Annotated in this window: 8 protein-coding genes and 4 pseudogenes; 7 read left to right on the top strand and 5 right to left on the bottom strand. The window is 72.3% G+C overall.

The annotated features are described in order from the left end of the window. Positions 1-4 precede the first annotated feature (4 nt). Both ACH4U8_RS14220 and ACH4U8_RS14215 read left to right on the top strand, forming a co-directional pair. A complete protein-coding gene (locus ACH4U8_RS14220) occupies positions 5-1,195 on the top strand; it encodes an acyl-CoA dehydrogenase family protein (protein ID WP_395777972.1) in 1,191 nt (396 codons plus the stop codon). Beyond that, complete coding sequence (locus tag ACH4U8_RS14215) at positions 1,192-2,226, top strand: phosphotransferase family protein (RefSeq protein WP_395777970.1); 1,035 nt, start codon at positions 1,192-1,194, stop codon at positions 2,224-2,226. The genes ACH4U8_RS14220 and ACH4U8_RS14215 overlap by 4 nt, the downstream gene beginning before the upstream one ends. Before the next feature lie 281 nt (positions 2,227-2,507). Here the strand turns inward: ACH4U8_RS14215 and ACH4U8_RS14210 are convergent, their stop codons facing one another. The 3 genes and pseudogenes from ACH4U8_RS14210 to ACH4U8_RS14200 all read right to left on the bottom strand — a co-directional run bounded on the left by ACH4U8_RS14210 (position 2,508) and on the right by ACH4U8_RS14200 (position 3,993). Beyond that, positions 2,508-2,990: an amidohydrolase family protein gene (locus ACH4U8_RS14210; RefSeq protein ID WP_395777968.1), complete on the bottom strand. Its 483-nt coding sequence runs from the start codon at positions 2,988-2,990 to the stop codon at positions 2,508-2,510. Positions 2,991-3,087: 97 nt separating this feature from the next. Beyond that, positions 3,088-3,381, bottom strand: a pseudogene (locus tag ACH4U8_RS14205) (amidohydrolase family protein); the annotation flags it as partial. Positions 3,382-3,609: 228 nt separating this feature from the next. Further along, positions 3,610-3,993 carry a winged helix-turn-helix transcriptional regulator gene (locus ACH4U8_RS14200; protein ID WP_395777966.1) on the bottom strand — a complete coding sequence of 128 codons (384 nt, stop codon included), beginning with the start codon at positions 3,991-3,993 and terminating at the stop codon, positions 3,610-3,612. Positions 3,994-4,134: 141 nt separating this feature from the next. Between ACH4U8_RS14200 and ACH4U8_RS14195 the strand changes: the two genes are divergently transcribed. Beyond that, entirely contained in the window at positions 4,135-5,103 is a 969-nt protein-coding gene (locus tag ACH4U8_RS14195; protein ID WP_395777964.1) for an NADP-dependent oxidoreductase, read from the top strand. A gap of 199 nt (positions 5,104-5,302) precedes the next feature. Continuing rightward, positions 5,303-5,395 (top strand): annotated as a pseudogene (locus ACH4U8_RS14190) (heme-binding protein); the annotation flags it as partial. Between the two features lie 68 nt (positions 5,396-5,463). Here the strand turns inward: ACH4U8_RS14190 and ACH4U8_RS14185 are convergent. Then, on the bottom strand, positions 5,464-7,077 hold the full coding sequence (locus tag ACH4U8_RS14185; protein WP_395777962.1) for an acetolactate synthase large subunit: 1,614 nt from the start codon (positions 7,075-7,077) through the stop codon (positions 5,464-5,466). Between the two features lie 175 nt (positions 7,078-7,252). On the opposite strand from ACH4U8_RS14185, the gene ACH4U8_RS14180 reads away from it, so the two are divergent. Then, entirely contained in the window at positions 7,253-7,801 is a 549-nt protein-coding gene (locus ACH4U8_RS14180; RefSeq protein WP_395777960.1) for a helix-turn-helix domain-containing protein, read from the top strand. A 96-nt stretch (positions 7,802-7,897) separates the two neighbouring features. Here the strand turns inward: ACH4U8_RS14180 and ACH4U8_RS14175 are convergent. Next, positions 7,898-8,494: pseudogene (locus ACH4U8_RS14175) on the bottom strand (alpha/beta fold hydrolase); the annotation flags it as partial. On the opposite strand from ACH4U8_RS14175, the pseudogene ACH4U8_RS14170 reads away from it, so the two are divergent. Together ACH4U8_RS14170 and ACH4U8_RS14165 are read left to right on the top strand one after the other, a co-directional pair. After that, a pseudogene (locus ACH4U8_RS14170) lies at positions 8,494-8,646 on the top strand (CGNR zinc finger domain-containing protein); the annotation flags it as partial. The pseudogenes ACH4U8_RS14175 and ACH4U8_RS14170 overlap by 1 nt on opposite strands. A 1,745-nt stretch (positions 8,647-10,391) precedes the next feature. After that, on the top strand, positions 10,392-12,032 hold the full coding sequence (locus ACH4U8_RS14165) for a hypothetical protein (RefSeq protein ID WP_395777958.1): 1,641 nt from the start codon (positions 10,392-10,394) through the stop codon (positions 12,030-12,032). Positions 12,033-12,579 lie beyond the last annotated feature (547 nt).

The raw sequence follows: 12,579 nt of genomic DNA, 5'->3' as shown, positions 1-12,579 counted from the left end.
GTTCATGGCAGTCGATCTCACACCCGGTCCGGTCGCGGCGGAACTGGCGGAACGCACCGCGCGGTTCGTCCGCGAGACGGTACTTCCGGTCGAGGAGCGCCACAGAGGCGTGTCGACCGAGGCGATACGACGGGAACTTCAGCGGGCCGCCCGCGAGGCGGGCATCCTGGCGCCGCACGTCGCCCCGGAGTTCGGCGGGCACGGCCTGGACATGCGCGACCGCGCGTTCGTCTTCGAGGCGGCCGGCTACTCGTTGCTCGGCCCGCTCGCCCTGAACATCGCCGCGCCCGACGAAGGCAACATGCACATGTTGGAGGCCATCGCGACACCCGAGCAGAAGGAGCGCCGGCTGCGCCCCCTCGCCGCCGGTGACGTGCGGTCCTGCTTCGCGATGACCGAACCCGCCCCGGGGGCCGGGTCGGATCCCAGCGCCCTGACCACCCGGGCCGAACGCGTCCCGGGCGGCTGGCGCATCGACGGCCGCAAGTGGTTCGTCACCGGCGCCGACGGCGCGGCCTTCGCCATCGTGATGGCGCGGACCTCCGGCACCCCGGGCGACGCCGGGGGCGCGACCATGTTTCTCGTCGAGGCCACGAACCCGGGCATGAAGATCGTGCGACACATCGACACGCTCGACGAGAGCCTGTTCGGCGGACACCTCGAACTGTTCTTCGACGGCTGCCTCGTCCCCGAGAACGCCGTACTCGGGGAGGTGGACGAAGGGTTCCGCCACGCCCGGGTCCGGCTCGGTCCGGCGCGTACGACGCACTGCATGCGCTGGCTCGGCATCGCCCGCCGGGCCCAGGACATCGCGGTGGCCAGGGCGACCAGCCGCGAGTTGTTCGGCTCGCGGCTGGCCGACCTGGGCATGGCCCAGCAGATGATCGCGGACAACGAGATCGACATCGCCGCCGCCCACGGTCTGATCCTGCAGGCCTGCGCGGACCTCGATCGAGGAGGATCGGGAGCACAGTCCACCTCGATCGCCAAGACCTTCTGCGCCGAGGCCGTCTGGCGGGTGGTGGACCGCTCGTTGCAGATCTGCGGCTCCCTGGGCGTGTCCGGGGACGCCCTGCTGGGGCGCTTCCTGCGCGAGGTGCGACCGTTCAGGATCTACGACGGGCCCTCGGAAACCCACCGCTGGGCCATCGCCCGCCGGGTCGTCCGCCGACACGAGACGGCGACCGCCCGGTGAACGCGGACGCCGGAGAAAGCCCCGACGGACTGGACCTGCCGCTGCTGAACCGCTTCTTCGAGGAACACGTGCCCGGCTTCCGCGGCGAACTCGCCGCCGAGCTCATGCACGGCGGACGGTCCAACCTCACCTACAAGGTTACCGACGGTCACACCGACTGGGTCCTTCGTCGCCCACCCCTGGGCGAGCTGACCCCGTCCGCACACGACATGGCCAGGGAGTACCGGGTCGTCTCCGCGCTCGCCGGCAACGCGGTCCCGGTGGCGCGCGCCGTCGCCTTCGGTGACACCGCCCTGTTGGGTGTGCCGTTCTCGGTGGTCGAGTACGTCGAGGGAACCGTCATCCGCACCCGTGAGCAACTGCACAGGCTGCCGGACGAGCGGATCGCCGGCTGCGCCCACGCCCTCGTGGACACCCTGGCCCGCCTGCACGCCGTCGATCCCGGCTCGGTCGGACTCGACGGCTTCGGCCGGGCCGAGGGCTACCTCGCCCGGCAGGTCCGGCGCTGGTACGACCAGTGGCACCGGGTACGCACCCAAGACCTCGCCGACCTCGACGCCCTGCACGCCGGGCTCGACGAGATGTGCCCGCCGGAGAGCGGCGTCTCGATCGTGCACGGCGACTTCCGAATCGACAACGCCATCCTGGCTCCCGACGATCCGACGGACGTGCGCGCCGTGGTCGACTGGGAGATGGCCACTCTCGGCGACCCGCTCGCCGACCTGGGTCTTCACCTGGCGTACGCGGACCCGGCCTTCGCCCCGGTGCTGGGGAGCACGGCCGCCTCGACCAGCGACCGCCTCCCGGCCTCCGCCGAACTGGCCCACCGCTACGGCCTCGTGAGCGGGCGCGCCTTGGACGGTCTCGGCTTCTACATCGCCCTCGGCTACTTCAAGGCCGCGGTCATCGCCGAGGGAATCCACGCCCGCTTCCGCCTGGGCCTGACCCGGGGTCTCGGCTTCGAGACCGTAGGCCGCGCACCCGCACCGCTGGCCGCAGCCGGCCTGCGCGCGCTGGCCGGGAAAACATGAGCACCGTCGGCCCCGGCTGTTCGCCTCCGGCCGCCGGGTCGCGTTCCGACACCGAGGCCGCGGCCGCGGCGGTCCCGCATCGTTCACCCACGTAGGAGAGAACGACGTGTCGACGTAGGCCCGGCGGGCCTGCCCGGACTCGCCCACCACACTCTCGCGTCGGTGCGCTTCGGACGACGTCGCGGACCACCCGAGATCCCGCCGATGGCAGGTGCCGGGGGTTGACGGTGGGGCCGGCCGGAGGGCGTGGTGGCATTCCGGCCGGCCGGTGTGGGGGCGCTTCAGGCCGAGGGGCGCTCGGCGCGGGCGGTGAGGCGTTCCCAGTTGCGGTGGCCGATGTCGGCCTTCTGCTCGTCGGTGAAGGGCGAGTTCTCCAGGAAGGAGCGGGCTTCGCCGTTGCTGGTGTCGACGTAGGGGAAGCCGCCGGGGCGGAAGCCGTAGGTGAAGGGGTAGTCGGTGGAGTACAACATCCGGTCGGTGCCCATCACTTCGGCGGTCCAGCGCAGGTAGCGGGGGCTGTTGGTGCCGCTGCCCGCGACCCAGAAGTTCTGCTTGAAGTAGTCGGCGAGGGGCTGCCGCAGCCGGCCGGCCTCGCCGAAGAAGCCGATGTGGTCGAGGTAGAACAGCACGACCTCGCCCCAGTGTCCGGCGATCACCTGCAGGTCGGGGAACCGGTCGAAGACCCCCGAGAAGATCATGCGCAGGTACTGCACGCCGAGGTCGTAGTACCAGCCGAGACCGGCTCCGGCCAGGACGGGGCCCATGGGGGTCCGGGAGGTCGGAGTAATAGGCGTCGACGACGGGCCGGACCGGTGTCTGCGGGTGGAAGTGCAACGGCACGGCCAGCCGCTCGGCGGTCGCGTACAGCTCGTCGTTGTCCGGATGGTCGGCCGGCTTGTCCCCGGTACGGCCGTACAGCATGGCTCCGGGGAAGCCCGGCTCGCACACCGCGCGCTCCAACTCGGCCGCGGCCGCCGCCGGCGACTGGGTGGGAATCGCGGCGAACGCCTGGAAGCGGTCGGGCCGGGCTGCGACGATCCCGGCGAGCTGGTCGTTGGGCTCGCGGGCCACCGCGACGGCGTCGGCCTCCGGCAGGTCCTGCACGCCCGGAGACGACAGGGACAGCACGGCGACGTCGATGCCCTGATCGTCCATGTGGGCCAGCCGCTGCTCCCCGACCTCGTGCAGATTCCTTGCGATCGGACCGTCCCCGAAACCACGCGCGGGGATCTGCGGCGATCCGGCCCGCTCGTACGCCTCGTGGACGGCCGGGACGACGACGGTCTCTTCATCGTGGCTCGATGCGCTTGTGCGTCCGTGTGACGGTGGTTGGCCGTCCGTGTCCGGCCGCGTGGCTTTACGAACCCGTCGTGGCGGGGAGGGTCAGGCGTTCCGGGGCCGGCACGGGCTTGCGGCGGTGTTGTCGAGGTTCTCCTCGACCCAGGTGCGCAGCAGGCCGAGGGGGACGGCGGCGCCGTGGCCCAAAGGGGTGAGGGCGTACTCCACGTGCAGGGGTACGGCGGGGTAGACGGTGCGGGTGAGGATGCCGGAGTCCTCCAGACGGCGCAGGGTCTGGGTGAGGACTTTGGGGCTGATGCCCTGTAGGCGCCGCTGCAGCTCGCCGAAGCGTTGCGGGCCCTGTTCGAGTGCGCCGATGGCCAGCGCCGACCACTTGTTGGCGAGCATGTCCAGCATCGCGCGGCAGGGGCACTGGGCGGCGTAGACGTCGTGGTCGCTGTGCCGGCCTGTTGCACATTCCATCGCCATGAACCGCTCCTCACCTGGTTGCTTCCCAAAGGAAAGTAGTAACCCTTGCGGGTAACTATAGGCGCGTGGATACCGTCGCCAACACCAACCGGGAGGCCGCACGACCGGCCTCCCGCCGTTCCACCTGCTTGGAGTTGACGTATGTCCGCAACCTTGATGCGCGCGCTGATCCAGGACGGATTCGGCGGTCCGGAGGTGCTGCGGGTGGCGCGGGTGCCCCGGCCCGCGCCCCTGCCGACCGAGATCCTGGTGCGGGTGCACGCCGCCGGGATCAACCCCGTGGACTGGAAGACGCGTTCCGGCGGTGGAATGGCCGGGGTGCTGGGCGAGCCGCCGTTCACTCTGGGCTGGGACGTGTCCGGGGTGGTGGAGGAGATCGGCTTCGGGGTGACCACCTTCGAGCCCGGTGACGAGGTCTACGGGATGCCGTGGTTCCCCCGCGCGGCCGGCGGCTACGCCGAGTACGTCACCGCACCGGCGCGCCAGTTCGCCCGCAAGCCCGCCGCTCTCGATCACGAACAGGCCGCCGCCGTTCCCCTGGCCGCCCTGACCGCGTGGCAGGCGCTGGTGGACACCGCGGGGCTCCGCGCGGGCCGGCGCGTGCTGATCCACGCGGCCGCGGGCGGGGTGGGACACTTCGCGGTCCAGTTCGCCAAGCATCTGGGCGCGCACGTCACAGGCACCGCGAGCGGTGGCCGCCACGACTGGCTGACCGAACTCGGCGCGGACGAACTCGTCGACTACGCCGCCGTCCGCTTCGAGGACGCGGTCCGTGACGTCGATGTGGTCATCGACCTGGTCGGTGACGATCACGACCGCACCAGCACCCGATCGCTCGACGTGCTGCGCCCCGGCGGCCTGCTCGTCGCGATCCCCGGTGGGGTCTCGGCCGAACTGGCCGAGGCCGCTCGGGCGCGGGGTATGCGTGCGAGCGCCTTCCTGGTCGAACCCGACGGCACGGCCCTGACCCGTATCGCCGAGCTCATCGATGCCGGAGCGGTGACCGTCGAGGTCGAGGAGGTCTTCGCGCTGGAGCAGGTCGCCCGGGCCCACGCCCGCGGCGAGAACAATCGTACCCGCGGCAAGCTCGTCCTGCGTGTCACCTCCTGACGCACGCTTCCCGGCATTTGCACCACCACCCGTCGCCGGCGCACGACCGGCCTGACGCGTCCTCGAACACCCCTCCCCGGCAATCACCTCACCCTCATTTCGTCGCGCAGGAAGGCACCGATGAACCGTCGAACACAGGCGAAGTCGCAGTCCGCTCCCACCATCACCCGCTCCGCTGCCTCCGAGCTGATCGGGGGCGGTGCTCGCCGCCGCCGATGAGATCGGCTTCCCGGTCGCGGCAGCGGTCACCGACACCGGAGGTCATCTCAAGGCGTTCGAGCGCACCGACGACGCGCCGCTCCTGGCCGCCGAGGTGGCGGTCGACAAGGCATGGACGGCCGTGATCAGCCGCTCACGCCCTCAGCCGGCGCGCGGCGGCAGCACGGCCTCGATGAGGTGGGGGCCGGGTTCGGACAGGGCCCGACGGAACTGCCGGGCCAGTTCCCCGGCGGTCCTGGCGCGGCCTGCGGGCACGCCCATGCCGTTGGCGAGGGAGAGGAAGTCCAGATCCGGGCGCGACAGGTCGAAGAGTTGGGCGGACGCCTCGGCGGTGGCACCGACGCGTTCCAGTTCGGCGCGCAGGATCGCGTAGGAGCTGTTGTTGAGGATCACGGTCGTGATGTCGAGGTTTTCCCGGGCGTGGCTCCACAGGGCGGACAGGGTGTACATGGCACTGCCGTCGGCCTGGAGGCAGATCACGGGGCGGTCGGGGCAGGCGATCGCCGCCCCGGTGGCCGAGGGCAGTCCCTGTCCGATCGACAGACCGGTCAATCCCAGCATGTCGTGGGGCGGTGAGCAGGCGGTGGCCGGCTGGAGTGTGGCCATGCCCGCCGTGATGGACTCGTCGCAGACGATGGCGTCGTGGGGAAGCAGGGCGCCGATGACCGCCGTCCAGTTGTCGACGGTCAGCTCGCCGCGCGGCAGTGGCGGCGGCGACAGCGGGGCGAGGACCGGCTCGATGCCTGGCGCGACATGGTCGGCCAGCATGTCCAGCGCGAGTACGGCGTCGGCGCCTCCGTCCTCGGCCAGGACGTGCACCCGGGTATCGGGGGGCGTCGGCAGACTGCTGCGGTCGGGATAGGCGAACGAGGTCACCGGCGTACGTGCACCGCAGAGGACGAGGTGTTGTGCGTCCCGAAGTTGCACGGTGATCTGTTCACCTCGGTACGCGAGGGGCTCGACGAGTGGCACCCCCGCGCCTCGGCGTTGGCGGGCGGCCCAGTTCCGCGAGAGCAACCGTGCGCCCGTGGCGTGCTCGATCCGGCTCGCCGCGCGCAGTCCCCGCTCGCTCAACGCTGCACCGTCCAGCAGGAGTACGCACGGTTCTCCCGAGCGCAGCAGCCTCGCGATGGACCGCACGTGCTCTTCGGAAGGCGCGGGGGACGCGGGTATCTTCACCGGCCGAGCCGGTCGGCCTCCCGCCGACCAGGACAGGTTCGCCGGGACGATGAGGGTCGAGACGGACCCGGACGTACCGGTTCGGGAGGAGCCCTGTCCGACCTCCTCGGCGCCGTCGAAGCAGGTCAGCGCCGCCGCGACCGCGTCGGCCGCGTCGGCGCCGAGCGCCTCGGTGGTCGTGGAACGCCGCACCCAGGTGGAGACCGTGCCGGCGAGCGCGTCGATGTCCGACTCCAGCAGGGAATCCAGAGGTTTGTGGTCGATGGCGTGATCGCCCACGACATTCACCACCGGGGTGTTCGCACGGCGGGCGTTGTGCAGGTTGGCGAGTCCGTTGGCCAACCCGGGCCCGAGATGCAGGAGCGTCGCGGCCGGGCGCCCCGTCATCCGTCCGTATCCGTCGGCCGCGCCGGTGGCGACTCCCTCGAAGAGACACAGCACCCCGCGCATCTGCGGCAGGGCGTCCAGAGCGGCCACGAAATGCATCTCGGACGTGCCCGGGTTCGCAAAACAAACCCGCACATCGCTGTCCACCAACGTACGCACCAACGCGTGCGCTCCGCTCGTCCCTTGCACCGTTGCTCCTTTCCGTGTCCTGTCCAGGGGTCCATCGATCGCCCGTTCCGGCTGCCGATCGGACAGAATCACTGTACATTTTTTCGTCCGAACGTTCGCCACAGCGAACGTTCGGACGATGCCGGGCCACTGGCCACGCCGGCGTCGAACCCACAAGCCTCTGGAGTCGTCCCCCATGGCATCACCCGTCGCAGCGATTTCGGCCGCGGTTCGCAGCGAGCGACAGCGCAGGGGGCTGTCACTGAGCGAACTCGCCCGCCTCGCAGGTCTGAGCAAGGCCACCGTGTCGCAACTGGAGGCCGGTACGGGCAATCCGGGAGTGGAGACCGTATGGGCGCTCAGCGTGGCGCTCGGCGTCCCGTTCAGCCGGCTGGTCACACCGCCGCGCCCCGCCATCCGCATCCTGCGCGCCGACGAGGGGAGCCCCACCCACGCGGAGGAATCCGACTACACGGCCACACTGCTCGCATCCTGCGCGCCGGAAGCGCAGTGCGACATCTACCGGATCCGCGCCGAACCCGGCAGAGCCCGCCGGTCCTCACCGCACCTGCCCGGAACGATCGAACACGTCGTCCTCACCGCCGGACGCGCGATGGCAGGGCCTCTCGACCAGGCCGTCGAACTCGACGTCGGCGACTACGTGAGCTACCGCGGCGACATCCCCCACGTCTTCCAGGCCCTGGCACCGGAAACCAGCGCCGTATTCGTCCTGGAACAGAACTGAACGGAACCGATCACCCCCGCGGCCGGTGCGGCCCGTGCGGGTCCACCGGCGGCCGGGTGCTTCGCCCGGTATCCGTCGCGGCCCCATCGCGCTCTCTCATCGCAGCACCCGCCCGAGGAAGCCGCGCAGGTAACCCGCAACGACGTCCAGGTGGCTCTCCAGCAGGAAGTGACCGCCGTCGACCAGATGCACCTCCGCGTCCTTGGCGTCCCGGGCGAAGGCCCGCGCGCCCGCCGGGCCGAAGATTTCGTCGTTGCGGCCCCACACCGCGAGCACCGGGACCTCGCCGGCGCGCAGGAATTCGTGCAGCAGCGGGTAGAGCGGGCGGTTGTTCCGGTAGTCGCGGAACAGCGCCAGTTGGATCTCGTCGTTGCCCTCGCGGGAGACGAGGGCGAAGTCGTGCTCCCAGGTGTCCATGCTGACCAGGCTCGGATCGGGCACACCGTGCACGTACTGCCGGCGGATGGCGTCGAGGCTCAGCGCGGCGCGGACGGCGGGTTCGGTGTCGGGACCGGGGTTCGCCCCGTAGGCCCAGACGTCGGTCCAGAACGACTCGACGAAACCGTCCTCGTAGCCGTTGCCGTTCCGGGTGACGAGGGCGGAGATGCGTTCGGGGTGCTTGAGCGCGAGGCGCCATCCGATGGGGGCGCCGTAGTCCTGGACGTAGAGGGCGTAGCGGTCCAGGCCCAGCTGAGCAACTGCCCGGCCGGCTGCACGCCTGCGCCAATGACGAGTGCCAACTGTTCCTGCTCGATCGCAGCCGCGCCAACCGCGCCCGCTGGTGCTCGATGGCCGCCTGCGGCAACCGCGAAAAGGCACGCCGCCACTACGAACGCACCCGCTGACCCGTCCCGGGCGAACGCCTGGACCATCTCGTCGATGTCGGTGTGGTCGGCCTGGCGGGGTGCGTTCAGGTCGCCGAAGGGAATCGCCGACGGCGCGAGGGTCTGCCGGCCGCCGTCGTCCGCACCCAGGGAACCGTTCCGTCCGGCCCCCGTCCAGGGGAGTTGGTGTGCGTCCTTCCTGCGGGCGGCCTGCGGTTGCATTCCGGGGACGGTGCGACACCCGGTTGGGGATGGTGACGTTCCGCCGGCCCAGCGGGCTGGGCACGGTCGAACTCTTTACCTTGCGGGTGAAGTGGTCGGTCGGCAGGGCCGATTGGGATCCGTGACCGGTGATTGGTTCGACACTGCCGTCCGGGTCGGGCCGTGAGCCGTGGGCGATGCGGGCCGTGGATCGGCCACGGCCCACACCGAGGTCGCGTCGGTTGCGGATGGCCGTCAGGAGTTTCGCCGTGGCTTGGGGGACTCGACCGGGAAGTGGTGGCTGCCGAGGTCGACGGGGACGATGTCGAGGCGGTCTCCGTAGCGGTCGATGGCGGCCGGATCGAGTGTTCGGGTGGGTGCCGGGCGTCGTTCGGGGGGAGTCAGCCGTGGTTGGGGCGGCAGATGCGGGCCTGGGGGGAATCGTCTTTGCCGCCGGCGAAGCGGACTCCGAAGCCGCAGGCGGCCCAGGGGTCGACCGCGTCCGGTCGGGAGGTGACGCGGTCGGGTCGTGTGGGGGGACGGTCGACACGGCCCGAGGTGCCGGATCCGCGGGTCGGCTGGGGGGATCCGGCCGGTCGGGTGTCCCCGCGCGGGTCGGGCGGCGTTGTGGACGGCGCCGGGGGTGGGGGTGTCGCGGGGCCGGTCGGGCCGAGGGGGAGGGTGGCGGGTGGCGGGAGCCGGGGTGTGCCGGCGTCGGGGAGAGGCGCGCTGTTCGCGGCCAGGGCGGGATCGAGGGCTTGGGTGGGGCCGGTGGCCGGCGCGGTGTCACAGGCGGCCAGGAGCAGGAGCAGGAGAGCCGTCGCGGCGGCCGGTCGGGTGATATGCACGTGTTCCTCCGTGAGCACGAGGTCTGTCCCGTAGGGGGTAACGCGCGGACGCTCGGGGAGTCACTCGGGTGCCGTGGTGGCCTCACGGGGCGAGTCGCGGATCGCGGTGGATGGTTCACGGGGTCGGCGGTGCGACGTCGACGGACACGGAATCGGCGGCGTGGTGTCGACGGATTCGGGGTCGGGGTTCGGGGTCGGGGCTCGGGCGTCTTTCGGCGCGGGGCGGGCGCGGCGGGCCGGCCGTTCGGTGTCGTCGCCAACGCGATCGGGCGACCGATCCGTTGCCGGGGCGTGGGCCGCTCGTTGAACCGGTATCGCGAGGGGCGCGGGCGCCGACGGTGCGGGAGCCGAGGGCCGGGACCACTCGATCGACGACAGCGAGGAGCCGACCGTGGCCGAGAGGATCGTCCTGGTCGCGGGGTCGGACCCCGTCTCCCCCCGGGACGTCGGACCGAAGACGTCGGACGGGGGCGTCGACGCGCGGGACGGTCCCGAACACGTCCGACCGGAACAACCGCCACCCGGCCGGAGCCGGCGCGATGCCCCACGGCCCCGTACGCGTCCCGCCCCACGAAGGCGAAGCCCCCGCGCGCCGGGACGTCAGGCGCCGCGGTCCGCGCGGGGCGGCCTTCCGATCCGGGCCACCCGCGCGCCGTCCGGGCCTCGCCCATGCCACGACCGCACCCGCCCCAATCGCCCGAGAACGCGGGAGAACCGTTGACCACCCACGCCTCCGCCGTCCCGGCCACGCCCTTGTTCGTCATCGAGTACCCCCAGGACGGCACCGCGACCGTGGACGGCACGCCCGTCCACGTTCCCGAGGGGACGCAGGCCCGGCACGCCGCCATCGACGAGGTGCGCTTCACCGCCTCCCTCCTCGACCGGCCCGTACGCGCGATCGACATCGATCCGGACGGCACGCGCTACCCACTCCTCGTCGACCCGGACGGGACGCTCACGTTCCTGGCCGAACCCCATCCCGATCCCGAACCCGACGACGAGGCCCCCGACGACCAGGCGCACGCCCCGACGTTCGGGGAGGACGCCGCGGCGACCGACGACCACGACGACGAGTTCGACGGGCAACGGGCCCACTCCGACGGACACCTCACCCACGAACACGATCCGTACGAGACGCCGGACCCGCCCGAGACCGCCCCGCCGCCCACCGGGCGGCCACCCTCGACCACGCCCGCGCGCCCCGGTCGCGCACGGCGGCGTGCGACCCGGTCCCTCCCCCGCGTCACCCCGGCCGCGATCGGCCTCGCGATCGCCGCGGCGGTCACGGTCGCCGCGGTCCTGGCGTGGCCGGACGACGGACCCGCCGACCCCGGACCGGGCACGACCTCGCGTGCCGAGACCGCCGCATTCACCTCCCCGGCCGGCTGGCAACGAACGTCCGCCTGGACGCGGTCGATCGCACCGCCGGGAGCCGGCCGGCCGAGCGTGGCCGCGCTCGGGAACGTCCTGGCCGTACTCACGCCGGACCGTCGCGTCGCCCTCCTCGATCCCCGAGACGGGCGGATCGAGGAAGCCGGCGAACCGCTGCCGGCGGGCCATCTCGCGCTCCACGCCACCGGCGACCCGACCGCGCCGGTACTCGTCGCCGAGACCCGGGACGGACTCGTGGTGTGGCCCACACATGGCGGCCCCCGCCCCTGGGACCCGCCCGACACCGTCGCGCTCGCGCCCGGCGCCCGCGTCAGCTACGCCGGCGCCCTCCCCCTGGTGACCGGACCCGACGGATCGGCCGCCGCGCTGCGCGGCGGCGTCCTCGTCCCCGTCCGGGTGCCCCCCGGAACCGTCGCGATGGCCGCCGACGCCACGCACGTCCTCGCGGGACGCGCCGTCGGACCCTGGGAACTGCTCGGCTTCGACGGCACGACACGCGGGGTCGCCCCGGTCCCGCCGCACCCCGGCGCGCGCATGCTCCGCGTGGCCGGCGGCGGACACGGGTCGGTCGCCGTCGTGTGGTCCGGGCCCCGGGACGACGCCGAGACACTCGCCGTCCACGACTCCTCCTCCGGCCGGGTACTCGCCCACGCCGACGCCCCCGCCGGATCCCTCTCGAACACCTGGATCCGCTCCGACGACGGCCCCCTCGCAGCCCTGGGACCCGTCGTCGTCGACCTCGCCGAAGGACGCGCGTCGGTCACCCCGGGCGCCGTCGCCCGCTCCGTCGCCGGCGACCGCGTGTACGGCACCCGCGAGGGCCACCCCGTCGCGTTGACCGTCCGCGGCGCCCTCACGATGCCGGACCACACCGCCGTCCCCTGGGCCGTCAACACCGGCCGCGCGCTCCTGCTCACCGGGAACGAGGACCGAACAGTCCTGCACGCCGTGGAACCCGCCCCATGACCGAACACACTTGGCACAGCCCGGAAAGCCGACACCCACCCCACCGGACACACGGAACCCCGAACCCGGTGCAGACACGAACCACCAAACCTTGCCGGTAACCGCGTACGCCGCCTACCAGTCCCTGGAGACCGTGCCGGCCCCCACCGAGGCGATGTCGGGCTACGGCTTCCCCAAGGCGTCCGGCACCGCAGCGACCACCACGTCCCGACCGCCGTGGGCTCCCGGACGCCGACACCGGAATGGCGCACGCTCCGCAACCAGTACACGGTCTCCGACAGTTACCGCGACGCCGACGGAATCCGCCGTGCCCCACGCCGCCCGGCTGCGCGGCGACCGCTACGAACTCACCCGCATGGGCGGCACCGCCGTCCTGACGTGGCGCACCCCGACCGACCCGACACCGACACCATCACCGACGCCTGGCCCGCCCGCCCCGACCACTCCGGTGCGAGGGCACGATCGCCCGGTCCGCCCCCGGCCACGCGGACGCCGAGCCTCGGCGGCCGGCATCCGTTGCGGTCCCGGCGCAGCGGCGGGCCGTGGA

This window comes from Embleya sp. NPDC020886 (assembly GCF_044333915.1).
Classification (GTDB): Bacteria; Actinomycetota; Actinomycetes; order Streptomycetales; family Streptomycetaceae; genus Embleya.
This window is presented reverse-complemented; position numbering and strand designations above follow the sequence as displayed.